Annotated in this window: 16 protein-coding genes; 13 read left to right on the forward strand and 3 right to left on the reverse strand. The window is 41.9% G+C overall.

Going from position 1 to position 21,614, the window contains the following annotated elements; all coding sequences use genetic code 11:
* Positions 1-97: 97 nt before the first annotated feature.
* The 8 genes from G628_RS16025 to G628_RS0101215 all read left to right on the forward strand — a co-directional run bounded on the left by G628_RS16025 (position 98) and on the right by G628_RS0101215 (position 11,212).
* Positions 98-2,332, forward strand: coding sequence for a DUF3160 domain-containing protein (locus tag G628_RS16025; protein WP_051198926.1), 2,235 nt, complete (start codon positions 98-100; stop codon positions 2,330-2,332).
* Complete coding sequence (locus tag G628_RS0101185) at positions 2,329-3,840, forward strand: CapA family protein (protein ID WP_027208268.1); 1,512 nt, start codon at positions 2,329-2,331, stop codon at positions 3,838-3,840. The genes G628_RS16025 and G628_RS0101185 overlap by 4 nt, the downstream gene beginning before the upstream one ends.
* 86 nt (positions 3,841-3,926) lie before the next feature.
* Entirely contained in the window at positions 3,927-5,603 is a 1,677-nt protein-coding gene (locus tag G628_RS0101190) for a M3 family oligoendopeptidase (RefSeq protein ID WP_026655137.1), read from the forward strand.
* The gene (locus G628_RS0101195; protein WP_026655136.1) at positions 5,603-6,175 is read left to right on the forward strand and encodes a GNAT family N-acetyltransferase; all 573 of its coding nucleotides are present in this window, start codon (positions 5,603-5,605) and stop codon (positions 6,173-6,175) included. The genes G628_RS0101190 and G628_RS0101195 overlap by 1 nt, the downstream gene beginning before the upstream one ends.
* A 4-nt stretch (positions 6,176-6,179) precedes the next feature.
* A complete protein-coding gene (locus G628_RS0101200) occupies positions 6,180-6,992 on the forward strand; it encodes a TrmH family RNA methyltransferase (protein WP_242827146.1) in 813 nt (270 codons plus the stop codon).
* Between the two features lie 13 nt (positions 6,993-7,005).
* On the forward strand, positions 7,006-8,700 hold the full coding sequence (locus tag G628_RS0101205; protein ID WP_026655134.1) for a phospho-sugar mutase: 1,695 nt from the start codon (positions 7,006-7,008) through the stop codon (positions 8,698-8,700).
* A gap of 85 nt (positions 8,701-8,785) precedes the next feature.
* The gene (locus tag G628_RS0101210) at positions 8,786-10,219 is read left to right on the forward strand and encodes a GGDEF domain-containing protein (protein WP_026655132.1); all 1,434 of its coding nucleotides are present in this window, start codon (positions 8,786-8,788) and stop codon (positions 10,217-10,219) included.
* Between the two features lie 33 nt (positions 10,220-10,252).
* A complete protein-coding gene (locus G628_RS0101215; protein WP_026655131.1) occupies positions 10,253-11,212 on the forward strand; it encodes a D-2-hydroxyacid dehydrogenase in 960 nt (319 codons plus the stop codon).
* A 203-nt stretch (positions 11,213-11,415) separates the two neighbouring features.
* Here the strand turns inward: G628_RS0101215 and G628_RS0101220 are convergent, their stop codons facing one another.
* Positions 11,416-11,667, reverse strand: a complete 252-nt coding sequence (locus G628_RS0101220; RefSeq protein ID WP_026666643.1) for a hypothetical protein — start codon at positions 11,665-11,667, stop codon at positions 11,416-11,418.
* A gap of 162 nt (positions 11,668-11,829) precedes the next feature.
* On the opposite strand from G628_RS0101220, the gene G628_RS0101225 reads away from it, so the two are divergent.
* On the forward strand, positions 11,830-12,687 hold the full coding sequence (locus G628_RS0101225; RefSeq protein WP_026655129.1) for a hypothetical protein: 858 nt from the start codon (positions 11,830-11,832) through the stop codon (positions 12,685-12,687).
* Positions 12,688-12,783: 96 nt separating this feature from the next.
* On the opposite strand, the gene G628_RS18635 is transcribed toward G628_RS0101225, so the two are convergent.
* Both G628_RS18635 and G628_RS0101235 read right to left on the reverse strand, forming a co-directional pair.
* Positions 12,784-12,957: a hypothetical protein gene (locus G628_RS18635; protein WP_155833748.1), complete on the reverse strand. Its 174-nt coding sequence runs from the start codon at positions 12,955-12,957 to the stop codon at positions 12,784-12,786.
* 178 nt (positions 12,958-13,135) lie between these two features.
* On the reverse strand, positions 13,136-14,602 hold the full coding sequence (locus G628_RS0101235; RefSeq protein ID WP_026666645.1) for a methyl-accepting chemotaxis protein: 1,467 nt from the start codon (positions 14,600-14,602) through the stop codon (positions 13,136-13,138).
* Positions 14,603-14,775: 173 nt separating this feature from the next.
* On the opposite strand from G628_RS0101235, the gene G628_RS0101240 reads away from it, so the two are divergent.
* The 4 genes from G628_RS0101240 to G628_RS17830 all read left to right on the forward strand — a co-directional run bounded on the left by G628_RS0101240 (position 14,776) and on the right by G628_RS17830 (position 21,611).
* Positions 14,776-15,696: a glycosyltransferase family 2 protein gene (locus tag G628_RS0101240; protein ID WP_034462001.1), complete on the forward strand. Its 921-nt coding sequence runs from the start codon at positions 14,776-14,778 to the stop codon at positions 15,694-15,696.
* Between the two features lie 96 nt (positions 15,697-15,792).
* Entirely contained in the window at positions 15,793-17,022 is a 1,230-nt protein-coding gene (locus G628_RS0101245) for an EAL and HDOD domain-containing protein (protein ID WP_027208269.1), read from the forward strand.
* A gap of 33 nt (positions 17,023-17,055) precedes the next feature.
* A complete protein-coding gene (locus G628_RS17825) occupies positions 17,056-20,838 on the forward strand; it encodes an EAL domain-containing protein (protein ID WP_051198927.1) in 3,783 nt (1,260 codons plus the stop codon).
* Positions 20,839-20,852: 14 nt separating this feature from the next.
* A complete protein-coding gene (locus G628_RS17830) occupies positions 20,853-21,611 on the forward strand; it encodes a response regulator (RefSeq protein ID WP_026666647.1) in 759 nt (252 codons plus the stop codon).
* Positions 21,612-21,614: the final 3 nt, after the last annotated feature.

The raw sequence follows: 21,614 nt of genomic DNA on the forward strand, positions 1-21,614 counted from the left end.
CCGTTGGTCGCTTCGACCGGCGGCTTTTTTGCGTGTGGGAGGTTCGAGGGGTATAATTAGTGCTAGAGGATAATATTAATTTTTTTTAGGAGAAATTATGAAGAAGAGAATTGTGGTATGTGTTTTGGTACTTTCGATGATGATGTCGGGATGCTCTTTTGGCAAAAATGGAGGTAATGTGGCTTCGGATGCAGGTAGTGTCGCTTCTGGCAGTGTTGCGGCGGAGAGTACCGATGAAGGGAAAAATGCGGCGGATGGTGCTGTGAGCGGGAAGGTTTATCTTCTTGGCAATTCTGAAGAGAAGTATTATGATGAGAATCTTGTTCCGGCAATTCCGGATTACAGCATAAAAGAAGACTTTTCCAATGTTGTATATAATGCGCATCAGGAAGGTCGCTTTAGTCTTGAAAATCAAAGCGAGTACAACGATGTGCAGGGCAGGAGGAATGCTCTTATTAAGAATGGCTTTGTAGTTGAGGGGACGGGATCTGATGAGTTTTTTGATGAATATGAGAGCAACAGATACGATCTAAGGCCCAATTTCGTGACCGTTGATTCTCTTATGCATACGTATCATCTCTATTTTTCCTATCTAATGAAGCAGACAGAGAAGAACCATATTACAGGAGAACTCAAAAAGCTTGGTAATCAGATGCTTGAAAGTTCCAAGAAGCAGTATGATGCACTTAAAGGTACTGAGTTCGAAGCTGCGGCGCTTAGGAATGTAGAGTTTTTCTATATTGGAAGTAAGCTCCTTGATGACAGCGTTGCCGCTCCTGTAAATGACAGCTCTTTTGACCAAGTCGTAAACGACGAACTTTCCAAGATAGCAAAAGCTGAATCTATCGCTACATGCGGGATCACAAATAAAGAAGAGGATTATTCCCAGTATAAGCCCAGAGGCTACTATGAGGGCGATGCCGAACTTGAGAAATACTTCAGGGCAATGATGTGGTACGGAAGGATTGCTTTTGCATTTGATAACGAGGATCTTGTGCGCTCGGGACTACTTCAGAGTCTTGCGATAGCGGAAAATGCAGAGTCTTGGGAGCGTATTTACAGTATAACAAGCTTTTTTGCAGGAACATCGGATGATCCGGGATATTACGAATTCTCAAATATAGCAAAAAATTGCTACGGAGAGAGTGTTGATGCAAGCGCGGTCGCAGGTAATGCGGATGCGTTCGGTAAATTTGTGAGTGCGATAAAGGAACTTAAACTTCCCGAGATAAACTCGATTCCCGTAAATGAAAAAGAGGAGAACGTGATTCCTTCTTACAGATTTATGGGGCAGAGATTTACGGTTGATGCTGCGATCATGCAAAGGCTCGTATATAGGGCTGTTGAAGAAAACGGCGCGGGACAAAAGCGTATGCTTCCCGATACGCTCGATGCGGCTGCGGCACTTGGTTCCGAGAAAGCCATGGAAATACTGACTTCGCAGGGAGCTACGGAGTTTAAGAATTATTCGGAGAATATGGCGCGCGCAAAAGAGCACTTTAATAACAATGAGCCTTCAATATGGAATGTCAGTCTGTATTCCGGCTGGCTCAATACTTTGAGGCCTCTTTTTGAGAAGAAGGGAACGGGATATCCCAAGTACATGCAGAATGATGAGTGGGTAAAAAAGAACCTTGAGACATTCGCGGGTTCTTTTGCTGAGCTCAAACATGATACGATTCTTTATGCAAAGCAGATAGGTGCCGAGATGGGCGGCGGAGATGAGGATACGCCTGATGACAGAGGGTTTGTGGACACGCAGCCTGTTGTGTTTAGCAGATTCAAGTTCCTTTCAGAGAAGACCAAGGAAGGGCTCGACAGATACGGAGTTCTTGATGCAAAAGAAAAAGAGAACCTCGATAAGCTTTCGGAGCTCGCAGGAACTCTTTTGACAATATCCGAAAAAGAACTTAAGAACGAGAAGCTTACCGATGATGATTATGAGTTTATTCGTTGCTACGGAGGAAGCCTTGAGCATTTCTGGAGAGAAGTAAATGCCGAAGTTGAGAATCTTACCGATAGCTATCAGGCTCCTTGCCCTGTGATTGCGGACATTGCGACAGATCCAAACGGAAGCGTTCTTGAAGTCGGAACCGGCAAAGCAAATACGATCTACGTGGTGTTCCCGATAGACGGAGAGCTTCACATCGGAAGCGGAAGTGTGTACTCGTTCTATCAGTTCGAGCAGCCTTTAAGTAACAGGCTTACGGACAGCCAGTGGAGAGACATGATCAACGGCGGCCATATGGACGATGACTGGAACTGGGTTGAGAATACGGATAAGCCTGTTCAGCCCGAGTGGACAAAGAGCTACAGATTGGAAGATAAATGAAATTGATTGCAGATAAAATCAAGGCTAAAAAAGTTTTCATGAGGCTACTGCTATTCTTAGGAATAGCGGTAGCTGTTTGCGTTATTTTTGTTTTTGCGAGAAATAATTATATTCCGGCGTGGATTGGCTGGAATGATAAAGAGATAGATGTATATGATGGTGGGGCTTCAATAAAGCTTGGAAAAAAGAAACTTGAAGTCATCAATTCAGGCGGAGAGACAACCTTTGTCAGCAAAAAAGATTTCAAGGTTCAGGACGTTCTCGTAACCGATATAGACAGAGACGGCGACAATGAGATGATAGTTCTTTTGTGGAAGCATGGAAAATATGGCATGCACAAGCCGTTCTGGGTTGAGAAGGATGAAAAGAACTATTCCCAGCACGTGTTTATCTATGATGTCGATAGGGATGGCAAAGTCACCGAGAAATGGTGCGCGTCGGACATGGGTTCGGTTGCCGGCCGAATCAAGCTGATGGAGAAAAATAACTCGATCTTCATGATGGAAGACAAAGATAAAAACTGCACCCTATGGATGTGGGAAGGTTGGGGAGTTAAGACCATCGACAACAAAGTCAGAGTTGTTGCATTTGGCGATAACCTGATCCATGAGCCAATCTATGAATATGCAAGAAACAAGGAAAAGGGAGAATTTGACTTTTTGTATGAACCTTTTCTTGATGAGATACAATCTGCGGACATAGCCGCGCTTAATGCAGAGACAGTACTCGTCGACAAGGACAGTATGGTCGGAGGATATCCGAGCTTCGGTTCGCCTGTCAAAGTCGGAGAGGCAATCAGAAGAGCCGGCTTTGACGTTGTGTCCTGCGCCAACAATCACGCCCTCGACAGAGGAATCCAGGGAATCGATACTACAGTGGACTTTTATAAAGACGCCGAGATTACCTGCGTTGGAATACAGAGTAGCGGTGATGCCGAATATAAGCCATATGAGCTTATCAGCCGTAACGGTATGCGTATAGCACTTTTTTCCTATACCTACGGAACCAATGTCGGGGATATATCCGGGGATTATCCTAACGTGGTGCATTACCTGCCAAGAAAAGTTATGCAAGAGATAGGGAAAAATGAGACTGCTCCAGATGAAATGAAGAATCCGGCAGCAAACGAACAAGAGAGTAAATTGATAAGCGATATTCAAAGTGCTCGACAGGAGGCGGACTTTATCATAGCCTTCGTGCATTGGGGCGAAGAGTACAACAAAGAAGTGACTTCGGAGCAGAAGCATATTGCAGATCTCTTTGCGCAAGGCTGCGCCGATGTAGTGATCGGCACACATCCCCACGTTGTTCAGAAAACCGAGGCATTGGACAGACCCGATGGTGGCAAAATGCTTGTTTATTACTCCCTCGGAAACTTCCGTGCCGATCAGGCACAGAGCGAAGAAACCAAACGCGGCGCTGAAGCTGTATTCACAATCGCTCACACATATGACGGCGTTTCGCTCATTGACTATGATACTAAGGAGATTGATGCATACTGGAAGTGAGGATATGCCAAAATTCTGTAGATGCTATCTTCGATATTTATGGTAGAATTAATACGATATAGAAATTGAAAGAAGGATTAATATCTATGAAATTTTCTGAAATTCCATACAAACGTTTTGATATGGACGAAGTAAAAAAAGAATATGAGAGCCTTATCGAGAGCAGTAAGAACGCTGCAAGCGGTGAGGAACAGTTTGAGATTCATAAGAAGTACTATGAACTCAGCAGCGATATAGTTTCGACTATAAGAATCGGAAACTTCAGACATGACATCAATACAGCGGATGAATTCTATGCTGCAGAGAAAAAATATATAGATGAGCAACTTCCTGTTATTGAACAGCTTGAGAATGAGTATAAGAAAGTTCTTTTTAATTCTCCGTACAGAGCTTATCTTGAAGAGAAGATCGGCAAAGTTGCATTTAAGAATATCGAACTTTCTATAAAGTCGATAAGCGATGAGATACTGCCTCTTATGCAGGAGGAGAATGCTCTTGTCAGCAGATACGACAATATCATCGCGGCTGCAAAGATTCCTTTTAACGGAGAGATTTATAACATTTCTCTTTTGAGAAAGTTTCTTACAGACAACGACAGAGAAGTCAGGAAGAAAGCTTGGAAGGCTTATTCCGATTACTTCCTTACCGTTACGGATGAGCTTGACGAAATCTATGATAAGCTTGTAAAAAACAGAACGGCGCAGGCAAAGGCACTTGGCTACGAGTCTTTTGTTGAGCTTGGTTATAACAGAATGATCAGAAATTCTTACAGAAGAGAAGAAGTTGAGAATTTCAGAAAGCAGATAAAAGAGTCTTTTGTTCCTCTTGTATCGAAGATACATGAAGAGAGAAGAAAGCAGCTTGGCGTAGATAAGCTTAAATACTACGATCATGAAGTTTATATCAAGGGCGGCAATCCTTGCCCTATCGGAACTCCGGAAGAGATAATGAAAGCCGGACAGGAGATGTACAGAGAGCTTTCGCCTGAGACGGCAGAGTTCATCGACTTTATGATCGAGAACGAGTTTTTTGACGTGCTTGGAAGAAAGAACAAGAAGCAGGGCGGATACATGGAGTATTTGCCAAAGTACAAGGCTCCGATCATATTTGCCAATTTTAACGGCACCAGCGGAGATGTAGATGTTATCACACACGAGTGCGGACATGCTTTTCAGGGCTATGTGACAAGGAATGAAGAAATCCTTGAGAACCTTGATATAACTATGGAGACAGCTGAGATTCATTCAATGGCCATGGAGTATTTTACATACGGATGGATGAAGAAGTTCTTCGGAGATAAGGAAAAAGATTATCTCAAGATGCATATTGCGGATTCAATCTGTTTCGTTCCTTACGGCTGCATGGTTGATGAGTTCCAACATATCGTATACGACAACCCCGATATGACTCCGAAGCAGAGAAAAGAAGTATGGATGGAGCTTGAAAAGACCTACAGACCCGAGATGGATTATGAAGATGATCCGTTCCTTGGACAGGGCGGATTCTGGCAGAAACAGCTTCACATATTCGGACTTCCTTTCTATTACATCGATTATGTGCTTGCAAGCGTAGTTGCAATGCAGTTTAAGGTATGGATGGACAAGGACTTTGATGATGCGTGGAAGCATTATCTTGAGTTGTGTAAATTATCGGCAAAGGATTTTTATGAAAATGAACTCGCACAGGTTGGACTGATGAGCCCCTTCAAGGACGGAACAATAAGTAAACTTGCAAGCGAAATGGAAAGAGAGGCTCTTAAGTAATGACAGTTGAGAAAGTAAGCGTAGAAGATGCGGCTGAGCTGCTTAAGATTTATGCACCTTACGTTGAAAAGACAGCGATTTCTTTTGAATATGAAGTACCTTCACTTGAGGAGTTTGAGGGAAGGATAAAAAACATTTCTTCAAAATTTCCGTATATCAAAGTAGTTGAGAACGGAGAAATTCTCGGATACGCTTATGCGACAAGCTTTAAGGGCAGACGCGCGTATGACTGGTCGGTAGAGACAACCGTTTATGTCAGAGAGGATGTGAAAAGAAAAGGAGTGGGAAAGCTTCTTTACAGCACACTTGAAAACTCTTTGAAGGATATGGGCGTTTTGAATCTGAACGCCTGCATAGCGTATCTTTCCGGTGATAAAAAAGATGACAATCTTACAAACGACAGCTACCATTTTCACCAAAAGCTGGGATACAATCTTGTCGGAACATTCCATGACTCCGGTTACAAATTCGGAAAGTGGTACGACATGATCTGGATGGAGAAGATGTTGGGAGATCACACAGGAAATCCCGGTGAAGTGAAATTCGGAAATTGGGACATAAAGAATGCATGAAAATATGATGTTTGTTGATACGCTTGAGGTGCCGGAACTTGAAATTTACAACGTTCTGTCGGAGAACAGGCTGTATCACATAAATGAGCCGGATGAAGGTCTTTTTATCGCGGAGAGTGCGATCGTCATAGGACGCGCGCTTGATGCTGGATATGAGCCGTTTTCCCTCCTGGTTGCAGAGGAAGAACTTGATAGGGAAGCAAAAGACATAATAACAAGATTAAATGATTTTCCCCTTTCAAAGATATATGTTGCCAAGGAAGAAGTCCTCAAGCAGATCACGGGATATAACATTACAAGAGGCATTCTTTGCGCGATGAAGAGAAAAAAGTTAAAGAGTGCGCAAGAGATCTGCAAGGATGCGAAGCGCATCGCGGTTCTTGAAAATGTTTCAAATCCAACCAATGTCGGCGCGATAATGAGGAATGCGGCGGCACTTAACATGGATGCGGTTCTTTTTACAAAAGGAAGCAGCGATCCGCTATATAGGAGGGCTATAAGAGTCAGCATGGGAACTGTTTTTCAGATTCCGTGGACATTTCTTTCGCAGGGAAAAGAGCTTGAGGAAATTGCCGGAATGGGATTTAAGACCGTTGCGCTGGCACTTAACGATAATACGCTTGATATCGATGACAAGAGACTTGCTGAGGAAGAAAAACTTGCGATATTTCTTGGCTCTGAAGGCTACGGCCTGAAACCTGAGACTATCAGATCTTCGGACTATTGCGTTAAGATCCCGATGGCACACGGAGTGGATTCTCTTAATGTCGCGGCGTGCAGTGCCGTTACTTTTTGGGAGCTACAAAAGAATAAATAACGGAGGATGCAATATGGATTACAACAAGAGATATGATGAATGGATGTCACATCTTTCAGAGGAAGATCCACTTAAGGAAGAACTTTATAAGATAAAAGACAATGAAAAAGAAAAGGAAGAAAGATTTTATCAGGATCTTTCTTTCGGAACAGCGGGACTACGTGGAAAAGTCGGTGCCGGAACGAATATGATGAACTTCCTTACCGTTGGAAAAGCCTCGCAGGGAATTGCCGATTATATAATAAAGTGTGGAAAAGAAGCTATGGATAAGGGCGTAGTTATCGCGCACGATCCGAGACATTTTTCAAAAGAGTTTTCACATCTTGCTGCGGGAATCTTTGCGGCAAACGGAATAAAAGTATATACATTCCCCGATCTCAGACCTACACCTGAGCTTGCTTTTATGATCAGAAGACTTAAAACAGTTTCGGGAATCAATATTACAGCGTCTCACAATCCGAGAGAATACAACGGATATAAGGCATACTGGGACGATGGATGCCAGGTTTCAGCAGAGGTCGCTGACGGAATGACTGAGATGATCTCCAAGGTTGACATCTGGACCGGAATCAAGAAGTCTGATTTTAACGAGGGCGTTGCAAGCGGAAAGATTGTTGTTCTCGGAGATGAGTACGACAGAGAGTACCTTGATAAGATTGAAGGAATGGCAATTCATGAACATGATGAGCTGGATCTTTCGATTCCTCTTGTTTACACACCTTTAAACGGCTGCGGTTCCATACCGTTCAGACAGATGCTTAATGACAGAGGATTTACCAATTGGAAGATCGTTCCCGAGCAGGAACATCCGGATCCTGATTTTACAACCGTGGGATATCCGAATCCGGAAGATCCAAAGGCGTTCAAGTTAAGTGAACAATATGGACGCGAGTTTGGTGCCGAGCTTCTTATGGCGACAGATCCTGATGCGGACAGATTCGCTATTGAGATAAGAGATGACAACGGCAATTATGTGCCTCTTAACGGCAATCAGACGGGATATCTTCTCGTTAATTACATCCTTGAGGGACACAAGACCGCGGGCACACTTCCCAAGAAGGGCGCTATGGTAAAGAGCATCGTTACTTCAACTCTTTCAACCGTAATGGCCAAGGCATACGGCGTTGAAATGTTTGAGACTCTCACAGGATTTAAGAATATTTGCGGAAAGATTCCGTATCTGCACGAAAACGGATATACATATCTTTTTGGATATGAGGAGTCCGTAGGATATGCGGCATGTGAGGATATCAGGGATAAAGACGGTATCTCTGCCGGAATGCTCGTTGCGGAGGCTGCGGCATATTATAGAAAACAGGGCAAGACACTATTTGATGTATTGCAGGAAATATATGCAAAATACGGATTCTTTGCAGAGGATGAACCCAATATTATACTCGAGGGAATTCCCGGAGCGCAGAGAATACAGCGCATGATGAAGTGGTTTAGAGAGAACATCCCCACAGAAGTTGCGGAATCGAAGGTTAGCAAAGTTATAGATTATCTCGGGGGATATGAGGATATTCCACCGCAGAATGCGATCAGGCTGTTTCTTGAGAACGGTTCGTGGTTTGCGATAAGACCAAGCGGAACGGAGCCTAAGATAAAGTTCTATTTCTATTCAAACACAGACTCGAGAGAGAATGCACTCAATGTCAACAAAGCCATAAAAGAAGAGGTTTTTGCGCTTATTAACTCAGTAAAATAAGTTATGAAAAATTGATATATTTTTAATGTATAATTGTTTACTCGTGTGCTATCATAAGTAAATAGAAAGCTGTGAGGTGCATTGGATGGAGAAAAAATATAACAATTCACTTAGATACAGAGTTATTTGGGTATGTCTTGTTTTTATTGTTATTCTTTGCGTGGCACTTGGCACGATAAGCTTCATGATATTTAGAAATACCATGCTTGATGAGTATAGGACAAGGCTTACTTATGTTGTTGATTATACATTGAAAAATATAGATATTGAGGACCTTGAAGAACGTATTAAGACAAAAGAGTATTCTGATACGTTTAATAATCTTGTGAATCTTATGGGCAGGGTAAGAGAGAGCTACGATCTTGATTTTATCCTGCTTACGGTTCCTTGCAAGATTGATGACAGATATGACTGTATGCAGCTTGCATCCGGGCTTACCGAGCGTGAAAAGAGCGGCGAAGATCTTAAAGAAGATATTCCGGTTCCGTATCTCGGAGATATGATCGGATCTTTTCTCGGAGAAGAGCTTTGTGAGATTTCATATAATGTTATGAAGAATAACACGGGAATCAATTATACTACCGCTAAGAGTGAGTACGGCGAAGATTTTAGCGCAAGTGCTTCGATAAGAAATGCATCCGGTGAAGGAATTGCTCTTTTTAGCTGCGGATTCAGCACAATGGATATCTCGAATAACCTTAGAAAATACATCATAACCATGGCGGTGTGCGGTGTTGTTCTTGCCGTTATCTTTATCTTCGGAATGATATTCTGGCTTAATGAAAGAGTAATCGTACCTCTTCAGAAGATTGAACGCACAACGCGCGATTTTGCAGAAAACAGCCATTCACAGAAAAGTCCCGAACTACTTCTTATGGAGAATCCCGACATACACACGGGAGATGAGCTTGAATCGCTTGCCGACACAATTTTTTACATGTCCCAGGATATGAGGGAATATGCGGAGGATCTTATGAGGTCTTCCAATAAGATCCAGAACATGTCGCTTGAGATGACCAAGGTTAATGAGTTCGCACTTAGAGACGCTCTTACCGGTGTAAAAAATAAAGCGGCATATGATAAAGTAGAAGTAAGACTTAACTCCGATATCATCACTCAGACTGCACAGTTTGGTATGCTGATGATAGATATAAACTATCTGAAAAAGATAAATGACACCTTCGGACACGAAGCAGGCGATCTTTATATCAAGAATATGTGCACACTTATATGCGATACCTTCGAAAATTCACCTGTATTCAGGGTGGGCGGAGATGAGTTCGTTGTGCTTCTTGAGAATAAAGATTTCAACCACAAAGACGAGCTTATTGATTCGCTTAAGAGTCACATGGAAGAGCTTCAGAACAATAAGAGCCTGCAACCGTGGGAGAGACTGTCGGCTGCCATCGGACTTGCTATATTTGATGAATCTATGGATGACGATGCGGACAGTGTACTTAAGAGAGCTGACAGACTGATGTATCAGAATAAAAAAGATATGAAGGCTGTTAGAACATAAAAACACAAAAGAAAGGCATAAGTTACACAGGATATGAAAATTGTTGTTGCAGATGTAGACAGTGTCGGATCTGACATGGACTACAGTATTTATGATGAACTCGGAGAAGTGTCCTACTACGGGGACAAGATTACCGATGAGAATGCAAAGGAGAGACTTGAGGGAGCGGAGATACTGCTTATCAATAAGAGTGCTATAACCGAAAAGGTTTTAAATGATGCTCCCAATCTTAAACTTATATGTGAGTTTGCGACAGGCTTTGACAATGCAAATATTGAAGCATGTAAAAGACATGGCGTAAAAGTGGCAAACGTAGTCAATTATTCAACAGCTTCAGTTGCCCAGCATACCTTCGCATTACTGTTTTATCTTATGGAAAACTCACGCCATTATGATGAATTTGTAAAAAGCGGCGGATATGCAAACCAGCCGCATTTTTGCTGTCTTGATATTCCATTTGAGGAACTTGACGGCAAAGTATACGGAATTGTAGGAATGGGAAATATCGGAAGAAAAGTTGCCCGGATCGCAACTGCTTTCGGAGCAAAAGTAATTTTCTATTCCGCTTCCGGAAACAGCACATGCACGGAATACGAGAGAGTATCGTTTGATGAGTTATTATCACGTTCGGATGTGATTTCTCTCCACTGTCCTTTGAGTGACAAGACAAGAGAACTCTTCAATAAAGACGCTTTCGCAAAGATGAAGAAAAACGCAATCCTCATCAACGTTGCAAGAGGCGCTGTTGTAAACGAAGCTGACCTCTGCGAAGCACTTGAGAACGGCGAAATAAAGGCAGCAGGCCTTGACGTTCTCAATCCCGAACCCATGGCCAAAGACTCACCGCTCCTCAAGATTCATGATAGCGGAAAGCTTTTTATCACTCCACATATGGCCTGGGGCAGCACAGAATCCAGACGCAGATGTTTGGAAGAGGTAAAGAAGAACATCCAAGCCTTCATGGCCGGAACTCCTCGCAATATTGTGAATTAATATTGTGCGCTGAGATTATGCAAAGGGAAGCATGTACAATATTTTGCGCTTTTTTGTGCCACGGAGATGAAACCAATAAAAAAAGGGTGCCTCTGCACCCATTTTTTATGTTATGGTTTCATCGCAGTGTCCGGCACAATTTGCGCAAAAATTGTACATATTGCCGCCGTTACCGCAGTATCGACCTTTTTATCGTCCCCTATTCACATAAGTTCAACCGGCTCCCCGGAGAAATCGGCTTTTCCGTCGTTGTACAGAGTGCGCACGAAATCGATGGCTCTTTGGCCGGACTTCTCGATAGGAATGTTCTGGTCGTAGACATATTCAAGTCTGTCACCGCTTGTAAGAGTGAAATTTATCTGCGTTCCTACAATTTTGCCTTCTCCTATATCCATGGGTTTTACTTCTACTGCACATACATCTTTGATTACACCTTCTCCAAAAAGTACTAACATCTAAAAATCCCTCCTTATTGCGGCTGCGTTGCCATTTGCTATAATCTATATTTTACCACTATACTAACGAAAATACGATATTCTTTGATTATTTATCCAAATATGTTATACTTAAAGTTGTGTTTACATAGAAATTGTTATAGGGTACGGAGATAGACATTTATGCGTTTAGGGAAAAAATTAGTATCTGCGATTGTTGTTCTGACAATGAGTACAACTGTTCTTACAGGATGTACATCTTCTAAGAAGGCAATTACAGAAACCGCAGAACAGTTTTTGGAGATAGTACAGAGTGGTTCAACTGAAAATATTGAAGCGTATGCAAGTGCGGGAGTTTTGGAAGGTGAGTTTGTTCGTACCTTTGACTCTACTTTTCTTACAGATAATCTTAAGTCGGGTATTGAATCGGATAAGCTTGATGAAGCAACAGCTCAAAGGCTTGATAATCTCTGTGCCAGCCTTTCGAATATGATAACAGGTTATGAGATTAAGTCTGCTACCGTTAAAAAGGGTGTAGGTACTGTAATTGCTTCGGTAGATACAGGATTTCCGCTTAATGTAATCGGCAGTGAGGATGCTTCGGCAAGAATCGGTGTTAAAGTTGATGCTTATAAGGAAGCAAATCCCGATAAGATCGATAATTCTGATCCTGAAATTGCCAAGCAGGCATATAATGATTTGATCAATCTTGTTTTGGAAACATATGAAGATGTAATATCTGAGAGCTCAGAAGAAACCTATATCTTTGTATTCACAATTACAAAAGACCCTGATTCACATGATTGGTCCATTACTGAAATTCAGGATTACGACAGTGCAGCAAACGGCAAGGTAATAGCTGAGACAAACACAGAGGTTGATACATCGGAAGATGAAGAGCAGCCGGCAGATGAAGAAGCACCTGCTGAGGACGAGAACGCAGAGAACGCGGAAGAAGCTCAGCCGGAAGAAACAAACACAGAAGCTGAGGGGGATGCTCAGAATACTGATGTAGAAGAAGTAGATCTTTCAATTGACTGATTAAGTGATATAAATAAAAGTCCTATGCTTAGTGAGCATAGGACTTTTATTCTTTTATAGAATCATCCATTATAATTCTCCATTTTTAATGGCGAATCATCTCTTTCCGAGACAACCCTGATTTTTCAGTTCTATGAGCAGATCAAAAACATCCCCTAACGGTAAGCCGGTAATATGAGCTACTTTCTCGGGATCCGGATAAAACTCGTCTTCACAATCCTTTCTGATGCAGTCCAGAACTTCATTTCTTAAGTCTAATGTAGCTGTCATACACGTGATTCCTCCTTTCATAAATAGTCAGATAATTTTATCGGTGTGTCTATCTGTTACTAAATATTATATCGGAAAAACGTATAAAAAGTTAATTAATTTGTGTTAAAAAGTATGAAAATTTAATAAAATGAGGGCAATTCCTTTTTTTGCCGGAATTGCCCTCGTTTCAAGTTTTTTATCTTGTTGCGTTGATTTCGCGAAGCTTGTTTGCCTGATCTGAGATATCAACAAGAATTGCTTTAAATGCATTGAATTTCTCTGTTGCTTCATCGGATGCCTTTGCACCTTCATGTGAAAGAGAAGCAACCTCCTGGCTTGTTGCCGAGAGAGTAGAGATGCTATCGTTGATCTCGTTTGTTGAATCGGCAATTGATTTCATTCCCTCTGCGATGTGAGAGAAGCGTGTGATCATTCCCGATACGTTGTTGTTAATGCTGTTGAAGCTTTCACCTACAGACTCGATCATCGCGTTCTGCTTATCAACTGTTGTAACAGTGTCATCTATACTGAACATTGCCTTCTGAACATCTTCGTTAAGCTCGTTGATGATGTTTGTGATCTCGTTGGAAGCCTTGTTTGTCTCTGCGGCAAGTTCGCGGACATTGTTTGCGACAACTGCAAAACCTTTTCCGGCTTCACCTGCACGAGCAGCTTCGATGCTTGCGTTGAGGGCAAGGAGATTGGTCTGTGTTGAGATCGCCATGATCGAACTTACGATGTTTTTGACTTCTTCGACCTTATCAATAACTGCCTGTGTTGCATCAACCGTTATCTGACTTGCTTTTGATACGTCCTGTGATTTGAGCTTAAGATCAGATATGATGTTTATACCTTCATCAATTACTGTCTGAGTGCTTTCTGAAGCCTCGGTCATTTCGATTCTGTCTTGCTCTGTTGTAGATGTCTTTTCCTGGATTGACTGAACCTTCTCGGCCTGTTTGATAATGGACTGCGATGTGTTCTCCATGTTTGTTGCGATGTTCTGCATTCCCGACTGCTGTGATTCAAGGATTTTCTGAAGTGAATCAAGATCGTCCTGAGAAGCGTTGAACAGCTCGGTAATCTTGTTTGCAATGTCTGCCATGTTGTTTCCGGCATCAAGTGTCTTTTTCGCGGTCTGACTCATTAAAAGTCTTTTTTCATCGATAAAATTCTTCTGAAGAGAAACCGTCATGATGCATGATATAAATGAGAGTATCAGTGTAGCTATCGCAGGAACCAGAATGTTATTCTGAAGTCCCGATGTGAGCAGGTTGGTGATTATCGATATTATAAAAGAAACTGAGATAATACCGACTCCGGTACCGCAGAGAGCTACGTTTGAGTAGAGTGTACTGCAGATGAGTATCGGAAGTCCGAATGCAAAATATGCAAGATCGTTTCCTGCAAGAACAAGAGTGAGATAGAATACGCTAACTCCGCACATTATCAAGACTGCACCTGTTTTTTCTTCGCAGAACTTGAAATTACCGATAAAGATGATGATCAAACTGACTACGGCACTTGCAAATATGACCGCCTTTCCGATGTCAAAACCTTTGGTGATTAGCGATAACAGAGTTAATACGATTCCTGTTACTACCGTGATGATACTTACGTAAAAACTGTTTGCGTTTGCGCGCTTATACTGCTGAGCGTCCATGATATGCCTCCGTAGAAATGGATATAAATTTTTAGAACAATGGAAAGATTCTATCACAAAAACGTTTGCATATCTAGAGTAAAACCTACAGTATATCTGGATAATCGGTTTTTTTGAGTCGTGAAATATGCTATAATATGCAATTAGTAATAGTCAGTTGGAGGAATTTGCTTATGCTATCTGTAATAATTCCCGCATACAATGAAGAGGAAATGATAAAAAAGACATCCGAAACAATATCAGGAATATTGGATGAGGAGAATATAGATTTTGAGCTTCTTTTTATTAACGACGGCTCAAGTGACAACACATGGAAAGCGATTGATGAAGAATCTGCCCGCAATAAAAGAGTTAAGGGTGTTTGCTTTTCAAGAAACTTTGGAAAAGAATCCGCTGTCTTTGCGGGAATTGCCGAGGCTTGCGGAGATTGCTGTGTGGTTCTTGACTGCGATCTTCAACATCCGCCGGAAAAAATCGTTGATATGTACAGACTCTGGGAACAGGGTTATGAGATAGTCGAAGGCGTTAAGGCAAGCAGGGGGAGAGAGTCTGCCATGCATAAGTTTGCGGCAAAGAGCTTCTACAATATCATGAGTGAATCTGTCGGTTTTGATATGTCCAGAGCTTCTGACTACAAGCTCCTCGACAGAAAGGCCATGAACGTACTTCTTAATATGAATGAAAAGAATGCTTTTTTCAGAGCGCTTTCATCATGGATTGGATTTAAGAGCACCGAAGTAGAATATAATGTCAGAGAAAGAGAAGCGGGTGAATCAAAGTGGAGCACCAAATCTCTTATAAAATACGCAATCACGAATATAACATCTTTTACATCGGCACCGCTTCATCTCATTACAATATCAGGATGGATTGTTGCCCTGTTGGGATTTGGCTTCAGTGTTGAAGCTTTGTACAGACACTTTTTTATAGGCAATGACCAGCCCGGATTTACAACACTTATAGTCCTGGTTTGCTTTACATCGGCCATGATCATGATAGGCCTCGGAATCATAGGTATATACATTTCCAAGATTTACGATGAGGTTAAGGGAAGGCCTCGTTACATAATTGATAAAACCACATACGAAAAATAAACGAAATTTTGAAAAAATCTTGGTAAAAATCCGCTATTTAGGGTAAAATGTAATTGAGCGGATTATGTCTTTTTTGGAGGAGAAAGGAGACAGGCAATGTTAGCTACTTTAATTCCACTGTTCGACGATAAAATGTCTGTTTGTGCATATTCTGTGTTTGCGCGTAAAGATAACCACTTTTTGAATCCTGAAATGGAGGGTGGAGCGCGATACGACGGTGCAGGAACGGTCCATGAACTGGAAGTTGTAAGTAGTATGGGGATGTCTATGTTATCCGGGGGAAAAGAAGTATTTGTTCCGGTCAATCAGTTTTCTGTGTTCGCAGAAATATCGCTTCAGTGCACAGTTCCCGCAAATAAAGTTGTTCTCCTTATGGATAACAGTATCACACCCGAGCCCCATTACGTTAAGAGGGTGAAGGAACTCAAAATGCAAGGATACAAACTTGCTATCAGAAAACTTCCTATTTCCGGTTTTGAACCCTATAAAGAAATCCTTAATCAGTGCGATTATATTTTGCTTAATCATGCAAAAATCGATATAGAGAAAGCCAAGATCTATTTTGGAAAAGTTTATCCGAAAATCAAGCTGTGCGCGGTGAACGTCGATACTCAGGAACAGTATGACATGCTTATCTCGCACGGAGGATATGACCTTTACGAGGGTGGATTCTTCAGAATGCCCGTGCGTGAGTCTGAGACTGAGGTTAATCCTCTCAAAGTAAATTACATAGAACTTCTTAATGTCGTTAATGCTCCGGACTTTGATCTTACTGACGCTGCGGATGTTATCGGCAAAGACCCCGCGCTTACAATCTCACTTCTTGAGATAGTAAACCGAATGGCACTTAATTCCGAGATCACATCCATCAGGCACGCAACAGCCATGCTTGGTCAGAAAGAGTTAAAGAGATGGATAAATACCGCTGTGACAAAAGAGCTTTGCGCAGACAGGCCGACTGAGATAACAAGGCTTGTAATGATAAGGGCTAAGTTTGCGGAGAATCTTGCAGAGAGTTTTGAGCTGGCTCTGATGGGACAGGAGCTCTTTATCATGGGATTGTTCTCTGCTATAGATATAATGCTTGGCAAGACAATGAAGGAAGCTCTTGATATGGTACTTGTTCCAAAGGATGTCAAGCTCGCGCTTCTTAATAATGAAGGAGATTTCGCACCTGTTCTCAATTTCATAAGGAGATATGAAGATGCGGACTGGACCGAGATTTCAAGACTGATGGTCCTTGGAAATATGGATATGACAAAGGTTTACGATGCCTATCTGTCAGCACTCAGATGGTATAGAGATCTTTTTCCTGTAAGACAGTAACCGGATGATAGCTTTGTGCAACGGGGTGACTTTATGGTCGGTACTGAAGTGATAGGCAGTAGTGCCTTCAATTTATCCGCCCTAGTGATCAGCGTTACGTGCATTGTTTATAAACTGATCATCAGAGGTAAGGTAAAGCTTAAGAATTGGCTTTTCATTGCCTTCATAATGATAATCGCCATTGATTCCTTTTCGGGGATCGTGGAGCAGTTTTTAAGATACAGTAGGCTTACGTTTGAAACTAAGCTTATAATTGGTCATGCAAATCTTTTCGTGTATTTTCTTACACATTTTGCAATGGCGCCTATTTTTGTGTATTACATAGTGATGGAGTGCGGAGTTCAGCACAGGTTTACGGGGAAGGTACGTCTTTATTTAGGCATACCTTTTATTTTTATGGAGCTGCTGGTTCTTATAAATCCGCTCTTTGATATCGTTTACGAGATAGATGACAGCATGAGCTACATAAGAAGAGGCGGCGTCTACGTTGCTTATGTAATAATAGGTTTCTACACTGTTTTTTCTATAATCGTTCTGTATCTCTACTGGAGCGTCCTTAATAAACTCAAGAAAATAGCTATCATATATTTTTATATACTTGCGATTGTGGGAATAGCGGTTCAGATGATCTGGCCCAATGTCACGTGCGAGCTTATGTGCGAAGCAATCGGCGCGATGGGCATTATGATCATGCTTGAAGGTGATGATGACAGAAAAGATTTTTCGACGAAGGCGCTTAACAGGAATGCTTTCATTACCGATATCGGCAATTATTTCAGATATGGCAGACAGTTTAACACCATATGCGTGAAAATCTTAAACGGCGATATTCTGAGGAAGATATCGAGTCATGAGAACTATGAAAAGATACTTTCACATGTCGCCGGTTATCTTGGTGATGTGAATAAGAAATTCGAAGTATACCGCGTCGGAATCGAGTGTTTTTTCCTTGTGTGCCCTGATATCACGGATGCTTATGCAAGGGGGATCGCGGACGAAGTATTCTTTAAACTCGGAAATAGCATTATGCTTGACGGAAGCAGCGTGCAGTTAAAGACACTGGTCATTCAGGCATCTTCACCTGATAAGTTTGAAAATCTCGATAACCTGCTTCTTTTGTCGGACACGGATATTGAGGCCGATAAGGGAAGGCCCATTTACTGTGATGAACTTGGCTTTGTTATAAGAAGGGCGGACGTTGAAAAGGCAGTTAGAAGAGGAATTGAGAGTTCGAGCTTCAGGGTCTTTTATGAGCCTATCTATACGAAGGAAGATCTGTCTATCTGTGCGGCTGAGGCTGTTCTTAAGTTCAATGACAAGGAACTTGGTGAAATATCCAAGGATGAATTCATTCCCATCGCGAATCAGACGGGAACCATAGAAAAACTCGGCCTTTTCATGATCGAAGAAGTCCTGTATTTCATCGGCGGCGGAATCATTGAGGAGATGGGGATTGAGTTCATATGCATCAAACTTACGTCGGCGCAGATAATCAAGACAGATTTCGTTGCTCAGGTAAAAGAGCTCTTTTCCAGATACGGGGTTAAACCCGAGAACATAGTGTTTGGCATAACGGAGAATGCGGCAGTCACGGACAAAAATCTGATATATCAGGTAATCTCAGACCTTGGCGATATGGGAATCAGGTTCTATATGGATGAGTACGGAACCAGTTTTTTTGGCATGCAATCGTCGACTTCGTATCTCTTCGAGGGAATAAAGGTCAATGCGGGACTTCTGATCGAGTCGGATTCATCGGCTCAGAGAAAACTCATACTCGAAAACCGTCTTTCCACAATGAATCAGACGGGTAAAAAAATTGTTATGGCTTCCGTTAATTCAAAGGAGCTCGCAGAGCGCATCCAGAACGTAAAGGCAGATTACGTGCAGGGTAAATATTACTCGAGAGCGGTAAGTAAAAATGACTTCATTGCTATCCTAAAGGCTACGGAAACAGCCAGAATGGAGGAGAGACGAGCAAAGGCGGCCAATGAGGCAAAGAGTAACTTCCTTGCCAATATGTCGCACGAGATAAGAACTCCCATCAATGCAGTTCTTGGAATGAATGAGGTTATCTTAAGAGAGTGTACGGATGAGAAAATCCTTGAATATTCTAGAAATATCGAGAGTGCGGGAAAGACTCTTTTGTCACTTATAAATGATATCCTTGATTTCTCCAAGATCGAAGCGGGCAATATGGAGATCAACGAGAGAAACTACGAGCTGAGCTCCGTGCTCAACGATGCTTATAACATGATATATTTTAAGGCTATGCAGAAAGCGCTTAATCTGATATTTGAGGTAAATGAGGAACTTCCCGACAGCCTTTGCGGCGATGAGATGAGACTTAGACAGATTATTGTAAATGTCCTTAACAACGCCGTCAAATATACCGCTGAAGGAAGTGTTACTTTGAAAATCAGGGGAGAAGAGGTCTCGGAGGACAAAGTAAATCTTTTCATAGATATCATCGATACGGGAATAGGAATCAAACAGGAGGATATTGAGGATCTTTTTGCTAAGTTTAAGAGGCTTGATGTTGATAAGAACAGAACTATCGAAGGAAGCGGACTGGGGCTGGCAATCACAAGCAATCTCCTTAAGCTGATGAACGGTTCTATAGAAGTTGAGAGTGAATATGGCAAAGGATCTGTATTTAAGATTGTTCTTCCGCAGAAGAAAGTGGGAGATGTGAAGATCGGAAACTTCAAGAACAAGATCGCGGAGCTTAACAAGATACACAAGAAATACAGAGTTAAGTTTACGGCGAAAGATGCCAATATTCTTGTTGTTGACGATACGCCCGTAAATCACGTGGTTATGAAGGAGCTTCTTAAGAATACGCTCGTCAATATAGATACAGCAAGGAGCGGCGCTGAGTGTCTTAAGATGCAGAAACTGAAAGAATACGACATTATTTTCCTCGATTACAGAATGCCCGGCATGGACGGCGTTGAAACGCTTCATTTCATAAGGGAAGACGAAGAGAGCAAGAACAGCTTCACTCCTATAGTCGTACTTACAGCCAATGCGATATCCGGGGCAAAAGAAACTTTTATAAGCGAAGGATTTACGGATTATCTGAGTAAGCCTGTTGAGAGTGATAAGTTGGAAGAAGCGCTCATAAATTATCTGCCCGAGGAAAAGATTGAATATAACCCTGAAGAACCCGAGAAGACTGAGGGTGAGGAAAAAACTTCGGAAAACAATGAGTTTAAGGATTATGTTTCGGGGCTTACGCAGATAAAGTCGGATGTGGGGCTTAAGAACAGCGGAAGCGAAGAGAGCTATTTTAATATTCTGAAAGTGTACTACGATTCAATTGAATTTACGAAAGCAAATATTGAGAAGGCGTACGAAGATAAGAACTGGAAGGATTACACGAGCTTTGTACATTCGCTTAAGAGTACGAGCAGAGCGATCGGAGCGACTATATTATCTGATATTGCGGAAAAACTTGAAAATGCCGGAAATATCGGCGATACGATGTATATCAAGGAACATCATTCGGAGCTTCTTAACAGGTACCTTCTTGCAGAGTATGAAATAGCCGGAGTGCCGGGGATTGCAGGTGATGAAGTGAAGGAAGAGACAGGCGAAAAAATTGATATTAAGGAATCTGAAATGAAAGATGCTTACGGAAGCATGGTTGAAGCTTGCAAGGGACTTAACTATGACACGATGGAGCTGATACTTGATTCACTTAAGGACTACAATCTTTCCGAAAAAGACATGGGAAATATCGGGAAGATAAAGGACTATCTTACAAAGCTTGATTGGGAAAGTATAGAGAAAATTGCACAGAATGAGTTGTAGACGGGAGCAAAGGAATGTTTGATAAAAAAATTCTTTTAGTCAGAAATGATAAGACGTTCATGGTGAATGCAATTAAGAAGAGCTTGTCCGATAATCATTTTGTTGTGGCCGAGTCATCATATTCAATCTCTGATATCAGTGCCAACAAGGAAGAGGCAAGTCTTGCGATTCTTTATACGGATTCTGATTTTGTGGAGCATCAGGATGCGATCATATACTTCAAGGATCTTTGCATTGAAGAGAATATGATCGTCATAATAATAGGCGATAACGATGCGTTCAAGTTTATCCACAGGTTTATACCAAAAGAGGACATTGCGTGTGAGCTTACGAGACCTCTCGATATGGATGAGCTGCTCGGTAAGATATTTATCGTTACCGACGATGAGTACATTCAGATGAAGAGAAAATGCATCCTTATTGTAGATGATGATTTCACTTATCTTCAGATGCTGAGGGAGTGGCTTAAGGATGACTTCAGAGTCGGAGTCGCAAACTCAGGCGCGCAGGCGGTTGCGTGGCTTGCTAACAACAAGGCCGATCTGATACTTCTTGATTATGATATGCCTGTAATAGACGGACCGAAAGTAATGGAGATGCTTAAGAAAGAGTCTTTTTCAAGTGGAATACCCATTATGTTCCTTACGGGAAAAAATGATAAAAAGAGCGTTACCGAAGTAATTGCTCTTAAACCTGCCGATTATCTTTTGAAGACTATAGACAAAGAAAAACTGTTGGAAACACTTAGGAACTTTTTTGATTCAAAGGAATAACAT

The sequence above is a fragment of the Butyrivibrio hungatei NK4A153 genome, assembly GCF_000424465.1.
In the GTDB taxonomy this organism is placed as follows: domain Bacteria; phylum Bacillota; class Clostridia; order Lachnospirales; family Lachnospiraceae; genus Butyrivibrio; species Butyrivibrio hungatei_A.